We start from the raw sequence: 16,131 nt of genomic DNA on the forward strand, positions 1-16,131 counted from the left end.
AGAGAGTATGTTTTTTAAACGTAAGAATATTAGTTCTGATTTCCAAGAGGAGCTTTTAAAAGAAGAAAGTCCTCCGAAGGCTGACTTACAAGTAAAGCCTAAATCTAGTCCTACATTGGGAAATCAAGAAAAGGCTGGGGCTCCAAAACAAGATGAAAGCCCACTTCAGCGCAAATTACGGGAAGCTGAAGCTAAAAATAAACAAATAGATGACACTCGAAAGCAGCTAGAACAAGAGCAAGCGACTAAGCACTATTATCATCGCCGTCTACTTGAAACATTAGATTTGGCACTACTGTCCAGTTTAGAGAAAGACAGGGCTAAAAAAGATCTTCATGATGCTGTGGTTCAGCTAATGGCGGAAGATCAAAGTCATGCTCTGAGTGCAGAAGGGCGTAAACGTGTCATTAAACAGATTGAAGACGAAGTCTTTGGATTAGGGCCTTTAGAACCCCTTTTAAATGATTCGACGGTTTCAGATATTTTGGTCAATGGGGCAAAGAGTGTCTATGTCGAACGGCGAGGTAAACTGGAAAGAACACCTTATACCTTTCTTGATGATCGTCATCTACGTAGCATCATAGATCGGATTGTTAGTCAGGTAGGTCGTCGTATCGATGAATCTTCGCCAATGGTGGATGCTCGCCTAGCTGATGGATCTCGGGTGAATGCGATTATTCCTCCACTCGCATTAGATGGTCCTTCGGTATCTATTCGTCGCTTCGCTGTCGATAAACTGACAATGGAAAACCTATTGTCTTTTAACTCTATCTCGGAACAGATGGCGCGTTTTGTTGAGGCTGCGGTAAAAGGTGAACTCAATATCCTTATATCTGGAGGTACTGGTTCAGGTAAAACCACCACGTTAAATATTTTCTCTGGCTTTATACCGAGTGATGACCGAATCATTACCATAGAAGACTCCGCTGAGTTGCAATTGCAGCAACCCCACGTTGTGCGCTTGGAAACACGCCCAGCAAACCTCGAAGGAAAAGGCGAGATTACTCAAAGGGATCTGGTTAAAAACTCATTACGTATGCGACCTGACCGAATAGTACTCGGTGAGGTACGTGGCAGTGAAGCAGTGGATATGTTGGCAGCAATGAACACGGGGCATGACGGCTCGTTGGCAACCATTCACGCCAATACCCCTCGTGATGCATTGAGTCGGGTTGAAAATATGTTTGCTATGGCTGGCTGGAATATATCGACTAAGAATTTACGTGCACAAATCGCTTCAGCTATTCATTTGGTTGTGCAGATGGAGCGTCAGGAAGACGGTAAACGCCGAATGGTCAGTATTGCCGAAATCAATGGGATGGAAGGCGATATTATTACTATGTCAGAAATTTTTAAGTTTCAACGCCAAGGTATGGATGAAGAAGGGAATGTCATAGGATATTTTACTGCAACAGGAGTAATTCCTCAGTGCCATGACTCACTCTCTAAACGTGGTTGGCATTTGCCTTATGACATTTTCAACGAGACGTTTGAATAAGGAGATAGGCAATGGAACAAGATTCGCTGTATTTTTTCGCACTGCTCTTCGTTGCTGTCTTTCTTATTTCTCAAGCTTTTTTAATGCCAGCTGCGGGAAACAAAGCGAAGCATAAAGCCATTAGTAAAAGGCTGAAAGAAAGCCAATCTCAGGTCGATGAACAAAGTCGCTCATTGTTAAATGAGCATTACATTAAAAGCTTGTCTCCAATAGACCAAAAATTGGTGAGCTACAGCTATTTCGCCAATATGAAAAAAAATCTAGAGCTAGCGGGCATTGGAAAATCATTAACGCAAGTGGTTATCTATACTATTATCAGCCAAGTATTGTCCTTGTTTCTTTTTATTTTCCTAGGCGCTGAGCTCTATATTGCTTTTATGGTTAGTTTTATTGTCTGGCTGGTTTTGTATTTTGCTATTAGTGGAAAAATATCAAAACGGTTAAGTAGATTTGAAGAACTTTTCCCTGATGCTCTGGATATTATGAAGCGTATGTTATCCGCTGGACATCCTATTACATATTCGTTCAATGAAGTCGGCAAGGAATTACCAGAACCAATAGGAAGTGAATTTAAGAATACCTTTAATCTTTTAAATTATGGTTACGACATCAGATTAGCCATGATGCAAATGGTAGAACGTAACCCAACCGTATCAATGTTTGCCTTTTCAAGTGCGGTTTTATTGCAAAAAGAAACTGGCGGGGATCTCGCTGAAAATTTAGACAAAGTTTCAAAAGTATTACGTGCTCGATTTAAGTTGCAGCGAAAAATAAAAACTTTGTCTGCTGAAAGTAAAATGTCAGCCTGGGTGTTAATGTTAGCGCCTTTCGCTATTTTTATTATGTTAAGTATTATTAGTCCCGGATATTTGGAGCCTCTGTATATGGATCCTAGAGGCCACCGCTTATTAATGTATGGTGGTATAGGGTTGTTTATTGGTGCTTTGTGGATACGAAAAATTATTAACTTCGAGGTTTGATGTATGCAGGAGCTGGTCAATTATCTACAGAACTTCAAATTAACTGAAGAGAACCTGATTCTGCTGATGGTTATGTTCACCAGTATTTTGGTCGTAATTACTTTCTTTTTACTTGTGTTTGGCCGATCTAAACAGTCTAGCGTTCGTAATCGTTTACAGACCTATAAAATGGAAGTAGAGCTTACAAAGAAAAATAGCAAAATTGATAATGCGCTTGAAACTCTGTCGCCTATATTCACTACCAGTAATGTTAAAGATAAAGAAACGGTGCGTCATCAACTGATGCATGCAGGATTTCACAATGAAACGGCACTCACTTACTTCTATGTGACTAAAACACTCTCTACACTCATCGGGCTTTTTGCCGGAGTTCTCTATTACACGTTCTCAGACAGTGAGCAAAATCCGCTGTTTATTTTAATCATTTGCGTGGCGGTAGGTCTCTTTGTCCCTAATCTCTTTTTAAGACACTTGGTTAAAAAACGCCAGTCACGTATCCGTGCAGGTGTTCCTGATATGCTCGACCTGTTAGTGGTATGTACCGAATCGGGCTTAGGCTTAAATGCTGGTTTGATGCGAGTATCAAAAGAACTTGGTATGTCTCATATGGATCTAGCCGATGAGTTGGATACGGTCTGCCTGAAAATTAAGGCTGGTTTTGATATGTCAGAAGCATTTCAAGGGTTTGTTGAACGAACCGGTGTTGAGGAATTGGCTGGTTTAATCAGTATGCTATCTCATGCATCAAGGATCGGCGGTAGCTTGTCTCAAACATTACGCGATTACACAGAAGATTACCGTGATAAACGAAATCAGGAAGTGGAAGAGATTGCAGCTAAAATACCAACCAAAATGATCTTTCCTTTATTGGTTTGTATTTGGCCAGGATTTTTTATTGTTGTACTCGGACCTGCAATTATCAGTTTAATGGAAGCTTTCGGGCAATAAAGGATAAATGATGAAAAAATATAACTATGCCACTCTCTTATTGATCTCCGTATTAGCAGGCTGTGCTAGCGATTCAGATAAACAATCCAAGTTGTTTGATAGTGAGCTCTATGATGGTCGGCCTGTGGAAACATTCAGCACTGATGCTGCACCACTAACCGAAACGGAAGCGATAAAACGTGGTGATTATGCATTAAGGCAGAACAATTCTGATTTGGCGCTTTACGAATATATTCGTTCTTTAGATTTTCCCGACTCACAATATAGTGACAAAACCTTATATACCATCGGCCGTATTCATCAGTCTCGTGGCAATTATGAACTTGCAGAGCGAGCTTATCTTTTGGCGTTAGAGCACAATCCAAATAATGTTCAGGTTCTGGAGCAATTGGGTTCGAACTACAGTAAGCAAGGTAAAGTTGATGAAGGTCGAAGCTACTTTTTACGAGCGATTAATGCTGACCAATTGCGCTTAAATTCAAGATTAACACTGGACGATGACGCGACTGTGTCAGAGATAGAAGCGTTGAACAGTGACAATATGTCTCCAGCGGTTGCCTACATGGGGTTAGGTATACTCGATGATGTTAAAGCACAGCATGAAATAGCTCAGGCGTTTTACAACCATGCTTTAAAAATTCAGCCTAAATCGAGTAAGGCACTGATGAACATGGGATATTCTCATTATATGAGTGGAAATTACACCGACGCGACACGATTTACCTTAGCTGCGCTTGAACAAAAACCGGACAATGAGAAAGCGTTGAATAACTTGGCTCTCATTTATCTAGCCAAAGGAGAGACCCAACGTGCATTGAATGTGTTCATGCGACGTATGGATCCTCCAGAAGCGTTAAATAATGTGGGCTACTTTTTGATGCTTCAGGGAAAACCAGAAGAGGCCATCCCTTATTTACAGCAAGCCATCGACAAAAAGCCTTCTTACTACAAGATTGCTAATGAAAACTTAGAACGTGCCTTGGCCGAAGTACGAGCAAAAACGCCAGAAAAAGCAGAAATGATGTCTCAGTGACGATCAAGCCTATCTTTGGGATCTGGCTCAGGATAGGCTTCAATCACTCTCTTCAAATATTCTTGATGATATCTCAGCCCATTTACGCAGTGTTTATCTAACTTGCCGTTAGCGACCATTTTTTCTAATTCAAGTAACGCAAATGGAACGGACCAAGCTTGTTTATAGGGGCGATGACTGGTTAAAGCATCGAAAACATTCGCAACCGTGATAATGCGGGCAGAAATTGGAATGTCCTCTTGGGTTAAACCGTAGGGGTATCCGCTACCATCCAAGAACTCATGATGATAAGCGACGATCTCTTTTAGCACGGCAACACAAGGGTGATCCGGCGAGCCCATTTCATCAATGATCTTATTGATGATCTCAACGCCTTTTTCGACATGATCCTTTAATTGCCCCCTTTCTTCATGTCCCAGTGAGCTCGATTTGGTTAACAGGCTTACCGGAATAGACAGTTTTCCAATATCGTGACATTTGGAAAACTGCGTAATGTTCTCAATGAGTTCGTCATCTAATTCGTAGACGTGTGCGACTTCAAGTGCAATTACTTTGGCATATCGACTTATCCTCTCTTTGTGTTCTGAAGATTCTTGCCAGTGTTCTTGAGATTGCGAATGAACATGACTGGCTGAATCCAGTAATGAGTGCACCACGTCGTATTCAGAAGTCACAATAAAACGAATAATTTCTAAGAAAGGTTTAAGTGATTCGGTAATGGACTGGTTGAACAAGTCTTTTTGAAACGAGTTTAAGAAGATGAAACCGATAAATTTCTTATTTTGGAAAACGGGAACAGCAAGCGATGAACGATAGCCTTGCTCGATAAGCCATTTTGAGTGGGGAGACTTGGCATCGAGCTGATTTGGGATGTCGCCCAAACAGCGACTCTCTCCTGTTTCTGAACAGATTTTCAATGCGGGCAATTCTGATAAGGGGAATTCGTAATGCAAGAGTTCGAAGCCATGAAAAGTGCTATCAGCATAGGTTTTGAGGTGATCGTTCTCTTCATCATAAAGAGCAAAAGAAATACGGTCGATTTCAGGAGCCGACACAAGCATACGCTGATGAATATCAGCAAGCTGATTATTCAGCGTTCCGGTGGAAGCGAAATAGCTGTGAACGCTATTTTTGCTGTGCGTATCCATTATCTTCCCCCCTCCTGATTCTTTACTCAACGTTGACCCAATTCATTCGCCTATAGCTACTTAATAAGTTTAGTTGATATTGCCTTTTTCTGTTCAATTAATAACCAATAAATAGACTTCAAAATCTTTATGTGAAATCGTTTACCCATTGTTGAAAAAGGAGTTTTTCTAAATTTTTCACTCAGTGATAGACTGTTGATTTCTAAACTCCCCCTGTGTTTATGACAATTTGGTGTAATTTGTGTAAACGTTTCCACAATGCAGCGGTGATCACAGATTGATTACGATATAGCCTGATACACTCTTGGACATTAAATTCGATGATGTTTGAGGGAAGTGAAGTGAAAGTATTGGTCACTGGCGGTATGGGATACATAGGTAGCCATACTTGCGTGCAAATGATTGACGCTGGGATGGAACCGATCATCCTCGATAATCTGTGTAATGCGAAAGAAAAGGTATTGGACCGAATTGAAATGATTTCTGGCCTAGCACCTGTTTTCTATCAAGGGGATGTCCGTGACGAAACGTTACTTGATTCCATTTTTGCTGAGCATGATATCAAAGCGGTTATTCACTTCGCTGGCTTGAAAGCGGTAGGGGAATCAGTGGCTAAGCCTCTTGAATACTACGACAACAATGTTAACGGCTCTTTAGTTCTTGCTCGTTCTATGCGTAAAGCGGGAGTGAAAAATATTATCTTCAGTTCGTCTGCCACTGTGTATGGTGACCCAGCTTCAGTGCCAATCACCGAATCTTTCCCTACAGGTGCAACAACTAACCCTTATGGCCGCAGTAAGTACATGGTGGAAGAGTGTTTATCGGATCTTTTCAACGCAGAACCGAGCTGGAGCATTACTTTACTACGCTACTTTAACCCTGTTGGCGCGCATCCATCAGGTTTGATGGGCGAAGATCCGCAAGGTATTCCAAATAATCTCATGCCATATATCGCGCAAGTCGCAGTAGGGCGCAGAGAAAAACTTGCTGTGTATGGGAATGATTATCCGACACCCGATGGCACTGGTGTTCGTGACTATATTCACGTGATGGATTTAGCCGATGGTCATCTTGCCGCATTAACTAAAGTTGGCCAGAAGAGTGGTTTACATATCTTTAATTTGGGCACAGGTAAAGGTTCTAGTGTGCTCGATATGGTGGAAGCATTTAGCCAAGCTTGCGGAAAAGCAGTGGCTTATGAGATTTGTCCTCGCCGTGCTGGTGATATTGCAGAATGTTGGGCGAGCACTGAAAAAGCTGAGCGTGAACTGGGCTGGAAGGCAACCCGCAGCGTAAAAGAAATGACAGAAGATACTTGGCGTTGGCAGGTTGCTAACCCACAAGGTTACTAGTTTGAGAGAAGAATGAACGCTATGTCGAATACTGAATTTAATCCTGTCGATCATCCACATCGTCGCTTTAACCCATTAACAGGTCAGTGGGTGCTTGTTTCTCCTCACAGAGCTAAGCGCCCTTGGAGTGGTCAGGATGAAACCCCATCTGTTGCTGAGCTACCTGCTTATGATGCGAAGTGTTTCTTGTGTCCTACCAACGAGCGTATTTCTGGTGACAAGAACCCAGACTACAAGGGCACTTATGTATTTAACAACGACTTTGCCGCGTTAATGCCGGACTCTCCTGATGCACCTGAAAATGAACATCCCCTATTTAAGGTGCAAGGCGTTCGCGGTCTAAGCCGTGTCATCTGCTTCTCGCCGGATCATAGCAAAACATTGCCAGAACTATCTCCTCAAGCGATTCGCGGGGTGATTGATACCTGGAATGAGCAGATTGAAGAGCTAGGTAAAGATTATCTGTGGGTTCAGGCTTTTGAAAATAAAGGCGAAACCATGGGGTGTTCTCAACCACATCCACACGGTCAAATCTGGGCCAACAGCTTTTTACCCAATGAAATAGAGCGTAAAGACAACAACTTACGAACCTACTACCAAGAAAAGGGCTCAAACCTGCTGGTGGATTACGTACAGGCTGAGCTAAAAGACGGTTCAAGAATTGTCGTTGAAACAGAACATTGGGTAGCGCTAGTGCCTTATTGGGCTGCTTGGCCATTCGAAACCATGCTATTGCCAAAAACACACATTCGCCGCATGAGTGAGCTGAGTGATGAAATGCGTGATGATCTTGCTGTTGCGATTAAAAAATTAACCAGCCGTTATGACAACCTGTTCCAGTGCTCATTTCCATACTCAATGGGCTGGCATTACGCACCGTTTTTTACAGATGGTCAGAACATTGAACATTGGCAATTACATGCGTTGTTCTATCCGCCGCTACTGCGTAGCGCAAGTATTCGTAAATTTATGGTTGGTTATGAAATGCTGGCGGAAACTCAGCGTGATTTAACCGCAGAACAAGCCGCTGAGCGACTACGCTCGTTATCAGACGTACATTACAAAGAACAATAAGTGGAACAGTTATGAGCTTAATTAATAGTGTTGAAACTGCATTTGAAGAAGTACTGGGTTATAAGGCAAGCCATCTTATTCAGGCTCCCGGTCGCGTAAATCTGATTGGTGAGCATACCGATTACAACGATGGTTTCGTTTTACCTTGTGCGATCAACTACCAAACTGTGGTTGCGGCTTCTCCTCGTTCTGATTCAAAGGTCAAAGTTGTTGCTGTGGATTATGGCAATGCTGTGGACGAATTCGATTTAACTCAACCAATTGAGTTTATTGAAAACAAAATGTGGGCGAACTACATTCGCGGCGTAGTGAAATACTTGATGGAACGCGGCTACTCTTTTAACGGCGCAGATATCGCAGTGAGCGGTAATGTTCCTCAAGGTGCAGGTTTAAGTTCTTCTGCTGCGCTAGAAGTTGTTATTGGCCAAACTTTTAAAGAACTCTACAGCTTACCTATTAGCCAAGCGGAAATCGCCTTAAATGGTCAACAAGCAGAAAACCAGTTTGTCGGTTGTAACTGCGGCATCATGGATCAACTGATCTCTGCGGAAGGCCAAGCAAACTCTGCGCTTCTTATCGACTGTCGCAGTCTAGAAACCAAAGCGGTATCCATGCCTGAAGATATGGCGGTCGTGATCATCAACTCGAACAAGCAACGCGGTTTAGTCGACAGCGAGTACAACACCCGTCGTCAGCAGTGTGAAGAAGCGGCACAAATCTTTGGTGTGAAAGCGCTTCGCGATGTTTCTATCGAAATGTTCAATGACAAAATTGAACAGCTCGATCCTGTTGGCGCTAAACGCGCTCGCCATGTAATCACTGAAAATGAACGTACCCTGCAAGCGGCAGGTGCTTTAAGCGATGGTGACTTAAAACGTATGGGTGAGCTAATGGAACAGTCACATGCTTCTATGCGTGATGATTTTGAAATCACAGTGAAAGAGATCGATGCGCTGGTAGATATCGTTAAAGATGTTATTGGTGAACAAGGCGGCGTCCGTATGACCGGTGGTGGTTTTGGTGGCTGTATCGTAGCGCTGGTTCCGCCATCATTGGTTGATGACATCGAGAAGGCTGTTGAAGAGCGTTATCCGCAACAAAGTGGTCTTACGGCTACGTTTTACGTGTGTCAGGCAAAAGCTGGCGCTGGTTTGATTCAGTAAAGGGCGTTAACAATGACCCATTCCTTATTTGAAACAATGACCCAATCACCTGCTTACGATGGCAAGCCTGCAATGCTGGTAGAGCTGACGAATACCAGTGGTGTGCAAGTGGTGTTTATGGATATTGGTGCAACGTGGTTGAGTTGCCAAATACCTGTCGCAGGCGAAATGCGCGAAGTCTTGCTTGGCTTAAGCACTATGGAAGACTTCAAGCAGCATGGCAGCTTCTTAGGCGTAACCGTTGGTCGCTATGCAAACCGCATTGCAAACTCTCAATTCTCTTGGCAAGGCGAAACCTATACGTTAGCGGCCAACCAAGGTGTGCATTGTTTGCATGGTGGTAAAGATGGTTGGAGTCATCGCCGCTGGCAAATCGTCAATCAAAGCAAACAGAAAGTTGAATTCTCAATTTTCTCTGCTGATGGTGATCAAGGATTTCCGGGTAATGCGACAGCATCGGTGACTTATGAGTTAACAGACGATAATCAGGTCGTGATTAGTTACCGAGCATCAACCGATAAAGCGACACCGTTGAATCTGACCAACCATGCCTATTTCAACTTACTCGGTGCTGATACTGGCGTTGATATTCTAGACCACAAACTGCAAGTAAGTGCTAACTACTATTTGCCAACCACATCTGAAGGTATTCCATTGGGTGAGCTTGCGAGTGTTGAAAATACCAGTTTCGATTTCCGCACAGCGAAAACGGTCAGACAGGATCTATTAGCTGATGAGCAGCAGCAGAATTGCAAAGGCTATGACCACAGCTTCTTACTCGATGACAGTTGCAAAACAGGTCAAACGGTCGCTACCGTTGAAGCGCCAGACGGTTCTCTGTCTATGCAGGTGTTGACCGATAAACCCGCGATCCAGTTTTATGGTGGCAACTTCTTAGAAGGAACGCCTAACCGAAAAGGCTCCACATACAAACAGTATCAAGGTCTTGCTTTAGAAACTCAGTATTTACCAGATTCACCGAATCATTCTGATTGGCCTCAGGAGAGCTGTTTTACTCTTCCCGGCGAAGAATACGCTTTTACTACTGTGTATAAGTTCAACATTTTGGCGAGCTAACCCGTAGGGTACATAGTGAACTCAAGGGCTGGGGGGATAAGGTTTACAGCTCTTGGGAGAAAGCGAGTTTGCCCTCACTTCTGAAGAAGTGGGGGCTTTTTTTGCTTATTCAGTAGCGCTATTGGAAGGGGCTTTGTCAACTGAGTCTCTGCGTACTAGGGTTGGAGAAAAACACATTGGCTCTTTGTCCAGAGGTTCATCTTTAGCCAGTTGTAACGCGAGTTTTGCCGCTTTTTCCGCCATCATTTGGATAGGGTAACGAATCGTTGTCAGGCGAGGGCGTACATAGCGGGCAATTAAACCGTCATCGAATCCGATAACCGACACCTCTTGCGGTGTTTTCACACCATTCTCTTCCAGCACGGAAAGGGCACCTGCGGCCATATTGTCGTTATAGGCAACCACACCAGTAATATCCAAAGATTTAGTCAGCAAATTAGTCATGGCTTCTTCACCGCCTTCACTGTCTGGCGCGGCAAGCTCTAAATAACTGGCTGGTAGAGAAATATTGTGTGCAGCAAGAGCATCTTTGTAACCTTCGATGCGTTGGTCAGCATCTTCAATGTGATGAGAAGAACTGATACAAGCGATCTTCTCATGCCCATGGCGGATCAGAAATTCAGTCGCTAGGTAAGCACCTTTGTAGTTATCTAAAGAGATACAACGATCGGCGAGCTCTGGAATATGGCGGTTGATCAGCACTAATGCTTTGATCTCATGCGCGTAGGCAATCAGTTCTTCATCAGAAAGCGCTTTTGAGTGAATAACCAAAGCGTCACAGCGACTGTTAATCAGCAGATCGATAGCTTGGCGCTCTTCTTCTGCCTCATGGTAACCATTACCGATCAGCAAGTGTTTACCCGCCTGATGGGCAATATTATCGACAGCTTTAACTAGCGTACCAAAAAAGGGGTCAGAGACATCACTGACTAAAACACCAATGGTATTTGTACTTTGGCTTACTAAAGCACGGGCGGCAGCGTTCGGGCGGTAGCCAAGATCTTTCATCGCCTTTGTGACTGATTCGATAGAAGCTTTACTTGCTTTGGGAGATTTATTGATCACGCGTGAAACCGTTGCCACTGAAACGCCAGCGTCACGTGCTACGTCTTTTATGGTTGCCATGAGAGACCTCGCTACATAAGAAAGGTTATTTAACAATGTGAGTGAAAATATGGCAACGAATCAGTTAAATAATATACAGATATGAGAGCTTGAGCTTAGATTTGATAAAGGGTAACAGGGAGTGTAAACGTTTTTAGTTAACGTGAATTCCTCCCATTCTTGTAATAGGAGGATAGAATCGTTTTATCGGACGCTGGCGATCAGGTTATCAATCAAAGAATGCTTGGATTGACACACACCTGCAAGTCTAACGTATTTAGGATTATGGCGGTCATTGAGCAGAGGATAATGCCATCCAACAGTATGCTCTACAAAGTGTTTCGCGAATGCCTCTGAGACTTCTAAACAACCGCATATAACGGTATCGACATAGCTCTGAACAATCGGACTTTTCTCGCAAGGTTGAAGGTGGTGTTCAGTAACATATACCCAAATCGCTTTGCTGGTGTCGAATTCAATGTCGCTTTCAATTTGATTTGGGTGAAGCGAAACTCGTTGATAACCACTTTCACGGCGATCGAATTCGACCAGCGCTGAGTCGTCAATTTCCAGCAGCACACCGTTAACTTGACCTTCACCTGTGTTCACCACGAGCGGGGAGATAGTATAAGTGTCATCAATTTTTCCCCAAGAGCGGACTAAACCATGGGCAATGACAGGAATCGCTGTGCCTGTTTGCCCTGTTAGCTGTCTGGAGTGTGAATTCATCAGGCTTCCATAGCCAAAAATATACATGTACTCGTCCTATTTGAATCTGTAGCTGTGTTAACTGCATTCACTCACCCTAATCACATAGTGGCCTATGCTCATAGGGATTCATTCATTTGTCGCCTTGCTACAAATCCAAATAGTTAGAGTATTAATAGCTATTTGAATCTGTAGCTGTGTTAACGGCTTCTTTCATTAATCAGTTTTAATTTTTCGAGAAAAACTCTAGTCGTTTCAATATCCAAAACTCAATGGCGAAGATTCCCACTAAACTTGCGCAGAATAGCCCAAATGCTATCGGCGAATCTGTACCAGGTATGCCCCCAACGTTAACACCTAATAATCCGGTTAAGAAGCTGGTCGGTAAAAAAATCGCTGCAATCACAGAGAACAGATAGGTGTTCTGGTTCATTTTTTCTGCGTGATACTGGCGCAACTCGCCTTTAATGATTTCTAACTCACTGAGGAAGAAGTCGAGTGTTTCGTTGATGCGGGTAATAGTGTTCACGCTATGGCGTAAGCGCATATTCTTGAAGTTGGACAATGGAACATCTGAAGACAAGTAGTCGTCAATGGCGTACTGCTGAGGCTTGATAAAGCGTTTGATTTTGAGGAGTGCCTTATGAGTGTCCATCATGTCTTCGCTCAGCTCTAATTCGCTGTCAAACATTTCAATTCTGTCTTCAACAGAATCAAGGTAGTCGTCGATGTTTTTATTGAGTCCATCAATAATGTTCAACACGAGATCCGCAAGCGTTTTTGGACCTTGACCTTGTTGCAGAGATTCTCGGATCGCGTTGATGGTTTTGGATGGGATCTTACGGGTAGAGATCAGCACACCCTGATAATAAAGAATGCGAACACTGAGCATATCCGCAGGATCGGCATTATCGTTGAGATTGACGCCTCTCAATATCAATAAGAAATTCTGTTCATCGTATTGCTCGAACAATGGGCGTGTATCTTCAACTAACAAGCTGTCGACGATAGAGGCGGGAATGGCGTTATCAAGAAGCCATTCCCTCACCCCCGGCATATCTCGTTGGCAGTGATACCAATGATGAGCTTCGATTGAGGTAACCTGATCTGTTGGTTGAATTGCTTGTTGTCCGGAAAATTGCCAGTGATCGATTACAAAATCCATAGTGATCCTTTTGAAGCATTTATCTTTTACAAATTGGCTTAGTTAAAGCTTATGTTTTTATAAAACAGCCCAAGATGATCTTGGGCTGTAGGAGCGTTTGACTAGAAACCACGCATTTGAATACGGCGCAGGAACTCAGTCATCACTCGGTCGTACAGTAAGTCACCTAAGAAAGCATCCTCTACATGATGATCAATACTTGGGTTATCGTTAACTTCGATAACATAAACCTGACCGTCAATCTCTTTTAAGTCAACGCCATACAAACCACTACCGATAAGGTTGGACGCTTTAACAGCGACATCTACCACATTTTTCGGTACTTGTTTCAAGTCGAGAGTTTCAAAGCCACCAGAAGAAACACGGCCGCTATTGTGGTGTTGGTAAATTTGCCAATGGCCTCGGCTCATCATGTATTTACAGGCGAAGATAGGTTGGCGGTTCATTACACCAATACGCCAGTCAAAGTCGGTCGGCATAAAGGCTTGAGCCAAAATAAGCGCGCTTTTCTCGAACAAAGTAGACGCTTCTTTTTCCAACTCTTCTTCAGTACGAACTTTCACAACGCCACGAGAGAAAGCACCATCTGGAATTTTCAGCACCATTGGTAATTCGAGCTGAGAAAGCAGTTTTTCTTTCCAGTCACTGTCGAAGCTTTTTACAATTACGCCTTTAGGTGCTGGCACATTGTTGCGTTGCAATAACTCGGTCAAAAATACCTTATTGGTACATTTCATGATCGATTCAGAATCATCCATCACAATCAATCCCATCTTTTCAGCGGTTTTTGCAAAACGATAGGTGTAGTTGCTGATATTGGTCGTTGCACGAATGAACAATCCATCAAACTCGCCTAAACGCGATAGGTCGTCAGGTGAAATGGTTTCTAAGTTCATGCCCAAGCGGTTTGCTGCACGAGTAAAGCGTTTTAGCGCTGAAGCATCTGAAGGAGGCATTTTTTCTTCAGGATCAACCAACATCGCCACATCGTAGCGGTATTTTTTCTCTTGCTTTGGTTTACGCCATACTTTTGTTGAGAACATTTCCAGAGACTCGATGAAGAAGTCTTGTTCTTGATCTTCCAAATCTTGGAATGGGTATGGCGCAATTCGGTTGATCTGCCATTGCCCTTGATATTTGTGCATTTTCAGTTCAATGACTGGCACCATGAACTGCTCGAACAGGCGTCGAGCAAGCTTATCTAATCCCGGCTCTGGCGTACGCCCGAAGTAGATTTTACAGTGAATAGAATCGGTGTTTTTGCACAGTTTATTGAGTTTCAATAAACCGGAAGAGAGCAAAAATGGCTGGTTAATATCGTTAATTGCCATTACGCGCGGAATAACGCGATGCCCACGAGCCTCTGCCATTAAAGAGCAGTAGTAGCCGTTGCTCATGTAATCATAATCACGACACAAATTGACCACCTGTACGCTGCGAAAATTGTTCTTCCAGTCTGCATCAAGGTATTGTGCAACGCTGACAACTTGTTCTGAAGGGAAGTATTGTTGCCAGTCGCTTGCTTGGTCGGTCACGATTAAAAGGTTTGCCATATTATTTTGATTCCTATTGCTAGAGTCTACATACGCTAAAGTTAGATTCCCGCATCACAGTAAACAGCTTTACTGCTCATCACTCCCAATGGTTCGATACGATTAAGTGTAGACAATCACTCGAATTTTATTGTTCATTACCTAGCTGCATGCTTAGTTGCTTTGGGTGTATTATTGAACTGCAATCTTGCTTAATTTCTTAAGGACATCGTATGGACTTTCGTCTTGCGAAAAGTGCTGATCTCTCTGCGCTTAATGCGTTAGAACAACAGCTATTTGAAGGAGATAAAATCTCTCCGCGTCAAATGAAGCGTTTTTTACACTCCAACCAAGCTGTCATTTTTGTGGCAGATTCTGGTGAGGAATTGGCTGGATATGCATTGCTACTATTTCATCAAGGTACACAGCTATCAAGGTTGTATTCAATTGCCGTTAAACCTGATTTCAGAGGACGGAGAATTGCTCAGAATTTGGTTGAGCAATGTGAGCGTGCAGCTCTTGATCAAGGCTCCACTACATTAAGGCTAGAAGTTCGTGAAGACAATACGGCAGCAATAAATTTATATGAAAAAATGGGCTATAAAACACTGAAAGTCCTGATTCATTATTACGACGATTTGTGTAACGGTCGTCGCTTACAGAAACGTCTTACGCCACATGGTCCAAAAGTGCAGTTACCTATGCCTTTGTACGTTCAAACCACCCCTTTTACCTGTGGCGCGGCTTGTCTGTTAATGAGTTTCTCTTATCTGGATAAAACCTTCGAACCCACACGAATTCAGGAGATGCAGCTGTGGCGTGAAGCGACAACCATTTTCATGGCAGCTGGGCATGGTGGTTGTAGTGGGCAGGGTTTAGCACTTGCTGCGACTCGTCGCGGTTTTCATGTCGAGCTATGGAGTCAGTCTAAGAGCACGCCATTCATTGATAGTGTTCGTGACGTGAACAAGAAAGCGGTCATTGAGTTGGTTCATCAGGATTTCTGCCAACAGCTAGAAACACAAGATGTGACGACCATTGATGCACCGCCAAGCCAAGAGCAGTTGGAAGAGTGGGTAAGACACGGTGCCTGTGTACTGCTGCTTATCAGTACCTATCGCTTTGATGGTAAGAAAGAACCTCACTGGATTGTATTAAGTGGTATGAGTGAGAAGTTTTTCTTCTTCCATGATCCGCATGCTGAAGGTGAGGAACACGCGATTGCGTCAGCGTTTGTGCCACTGGGTAAAAAGGCGCTGTGCCAGATTTTAGGTTTTGGGAAGCAGAAACATACCGCGTGCGTAGTCATTACCCCTAAAGCGTCTTAATTCATTCGTCTACTGCCTCTC

At 43.4% G+C, this 16,131-nt stretch carries 14 protein-coding genes; 9 read left to right on the forward strand and 5 right to left on the reverse strand.

Features of this window, described 5'->3' with window-relative positions; all coding sequences use genetic code 11:
* The first annotated feature begins 7 nt into the window (after window positions 1-7).
* From HUO09_RS14365 to HUO09_RS14380, 4 genes are read left to right on the forward strand one after another with little or no spacing between them, the layout of a single operon-like run.
* On the forward strand, window positions 8-1,498 hold the full coding sequence (locus HUO09_RS14365; protein WP_188234408.1) for a CpaF family protein: 1,491 nt from the start codon (window positions 8-10) through the stop codon (window positions 1,496-1,498).
* An 11-nt stretch (window positions 1,499-1,509) separates the two neighbouring features.
* Window positions 1,510-2,478, forward strand: a complete 969-nt coding sequence (locus HUO09_RS14370) for a type II secretion system F family protein (RefSeq protein ID WP_188234409.1) — start codon at window positions 1,510-1,512, stop codon at window positions 2,476-2,478.
* A gap of 3 nt (window positions 2,479-2,481) precedes the next feature.
* The gene (locus tag HUO09_RS14375; RefSeq protein ID WP_188234410.1) at window positions 2,482-3,426 is read left to right on the forward strand and encodes a type II secretion system F family protein; all 945 of its coding nucleotides are present in this window, start codon (window positions 2,482-2,484) and stop codon (window positions 3,424-3,426) included.
* A gap of 10 nt (window positions 3,427-3,436) precedes the next feature.
* A complete protein-coding gene (locus HUO09_RS14380; RefSeq protein ID WP_188234411.1) occupies window positions 3,437-4,459 on the forward strand; it encodes a lipopolysaccharide assembly protein LapB in 1,023 nt (340 codons plus the stop codon).
* Here the strand turns inward: HUO09_RS14380 and HUO09_RS14385 are convergent.
* Window positions 4,453-5,607 (reverse strand): HD domain-containing phosphohydrolase, encoded by a 1,155-nt coding sequence (locus tag HUO09_RS14385; protein WP_188234412.1) that lies wholly within the window; start codon window positions 5,605-5,607, stop codon window positions 4,453-4,455. The genes HUO09_RS14380 and HUO09_RS14385 overlap by 7 nt on opposite strands.
* A gap of 341 nt (window positions 5,608-5,948) precedes the next feature.
* Here HUO09_RS14385 and galE point away from each other — a divergent pair, with 341 nt between their 5' ends.
* The 4 genes from galE to galM are packed head-to-tail and all read left to right on the forward strand — an operon-like array spanning window position 5,949 to window position 10,273.
* Window positions 5,949-6,959 (forward strand): UDP-glucose 4-epimerase GalE, encoded by a 1,011-nt coding sequence (gene galE / locus HUO09_RS14390; protein WP_188234413.1) that lies wholly within the window; start codon window positions 5,949-5,951, stop codon window positions 6,957-6,959.
* A gap of 21 nt (window positions 6,960-6,980) precedes the next feature.
* Window positions 6,981-8,033, forward strand: a complete 1,053-nt coding sequence (locus HUO09_RS14395) for a UDP-glucose--hexose-1-phosphate uridylyltransferase (RefSeq protein WP_188234414.1) — start codon at window positions 6,981-6,983, stop codon at window positions 8,031-8,033.
* An 11-nt stretch (window positions 8,034-8,044) separates the two neighbouring features.
* The gene (galK, locus tag HUO09_RS14400; protein WP_188234415.1) at window positions 8,045-9,196 is read left to right on the forward strand and encodes a galactokinase; all 1,152 of its coding nucleotides are present in this window, start codon (window positions 8,045-8,047) and stop codon (window positions 9,194-9,196) included.
* Between the two features lie 12 nt (window positions 9,197-9,208).
* A complete protein-coding gene (gene galM / locus HUO09_RS14405; RefSeq protein WP_188234416.1) occupies window positions 9,209-10,273 on the forward strand; it encodes a galactose-1-epimerase in 1,065 nt (354 codons plus the stop codon).
* 105 nt (window positions 10,274-10,378) lie between these two features.
* On the opposite strand, the gene HUO09_RS14410 is transcribed toward galM, so the two are convergent.
* The 4 genes from HUO09_RS14410 to HUO09_RS14425 all read right to left on the reverse strand — a co-directional run bounded on the left by HUO09_RS14410 (window position 10,379) and on the right by HUO09_RS14425 (window position 14,803).
* On the reverse strand, window positions 10,379-11,398 hold the full coding sequence (locus tag HUO09_RS14410) for a substrate-binding domain-containing protein (protein WP_188234417.1): 1,020 nt from the start codon (window positions 11,396-11,398) through the stop codon (window positions 10,379-10,381).
* Window positions 11,399-11,581: 183 nt separating this feature from the next.
* Entirely contained in the window at window positions 11,582-12,133 is a 552-nt protein-coding gene (locus HUO09_RS14415; protein ID WP_167410850.1) for a gamma-glutamylcyclotransferase family protein, read from the reverse strand.
* Between the two features lie 178 nt (window positions 12,134-12,311).
* Window positions 12,312-13,250, reverse strand: coding sequence for a zinc transporter ZntB (locus HUO09_RS14420; RefSeq protein WP_167410849.1), 939 nt, complete (start codon window positions 13,248-13,250; stop codon window positions 12,312-12,314).
* Window positions 13,251-13,351: 101 nt separating this feature from the next.
* The gene (locus HUO09_RS14425; protein ID WP_188234418.1) at window positions 13,352-14,803 is read right to left on the reverse strand and encodes a RimK family protein; all 1,452 of its coding nucleotides are present in this window, start codon (window positions 14,801-14,803) and stop codon (window positions 13,352-13,354) included.
* A 212-nt stretch (window positions 14,804-15,015) separates the two neighbouring features.
* Here HUO09_RS14425 and HUO09_RS14430 point away from each other — a divergent pair, with 212 nt between their 5' ends.
* Window positions 15,016-16,110: a GNAT family N-acetyltransferase/peptidase C39 family protein gene (locus HUO09_RS14430; RefSeq protein WP_188234419.1), complete on the forward strand. Its 1,095-nt coding sequence runs from the start codon at window positions 15,016-15,018 to the stop codon at window positions 16,108-16,110.
* Window positions 16,111-16,131 lie beyond the last annotated feature (21 nt).

It is taken from the genome of Vibrio sp. Y2-5 (assembly GCF_014596725.1).
Taxonomy (GTDB): domain Bacteria; phylum Pseudomonadota; class Gammaproteobacteria; order Enterobacterales; family Vibrionaceae; genus Vibrio.

What these genes read in the sequence shown, in the direction of transcription:
- galK (WP_188234415.1), top strand. Translation starts at nt 8,045, where the DNA reads ATGAGCTTAATTAATAGTGTTGAAACTGCATTTGAAGAAGTACTGGGT.
- HUO09_RS14430 (WP_188234419.1), top strand. Translation starts at nt 15,016, where the DNA reads ATGGACTTTCGTCTTGCGAAAAGTGCTGATCTCTCTGCGCTTAATGCG.
- galM (WP_188234416.1), top strand. Translation starts at nt 9,209, where the DNA reads ATGACCCATTCCTTATTTGAAACAATGACCCAATCACCTGCTTACGAT.
- HUO09_RS14395 (WP_188234414.1), top strand. Translation starts at nt 6,981, where the DNA reads ATGTCGAATACTGAATTTAATCCTGTCGATCATCCACATCGTCGCTTT.
- HUO09_RS14380 (WP_188234411.1), top strand. Translation starts at nt 3,437, where the DNA reads ATGAAAAAATATAACTATGCCACTCTCTTATTGATCTCCGTATTAGCA.
- HUO09_RS14365 (WP_188234408.1), top strand. Translation starts at nt 8, where the DNA reads ATGTTTTTTAAACGTAAGAATATTAGTTCTGATTTCCAAGAGGAGCTT.
- HUO09_RS14370 (WP_188234409.1), top strand. Translation starts at nt 1,510, where the DNA reads ATGGAACAAGATTCGCTGTATTTTTTCGCACTGCTCTTCGTTGCTGTC.
- HUO09_RS14385 (WP_188234412.1), bottom strand. Translation starts at nt 5,607, where the DNA reads ATGGATACGCACAGCAAAAATAGCGTTCACAGCTATTTCGCTTCCACC.
- HUO09_RS14415 (WP_167410850.1), bottom strand. Translation starts at nt 12,133, where the DNA reads ATGTATATTTTTGGCTATGGAAGCCTGATGAATTCACACTCCAGACAG.
- HUO09_RS14425 (WP_188234418.1), bottom strand. Translation starts at nt 14,803, where the DNA reads ATGGCAAACCTTTTAATCGTGACCGACCAAGCAAGCGACTGGCAACAA.
- HUO09_RS14410 (WP_188234417.1), bottom strand. Translation starts at nt 11,398, where the DNA reads ATGGCAACCATAAAAGACGTAGCACGTGACGCTGGCGTTTCAGTGGCA.
- HUO09_RS14375 (WP_188234410.1), top strand. Translation starts at nt 2,482, where the DNA reads ATGCAGGAGCTGGTCAATTATCTACAGAACTTCAAATTAACTGAAGAG.
- HUO09_RS14420 (WP_167410849.1), bottom strand. Translation starts at nt 13,250, where the DNA reads ATGGATTTTGTAATCGATCACTGGCAATTTTCCGGACAACAAGCAATT.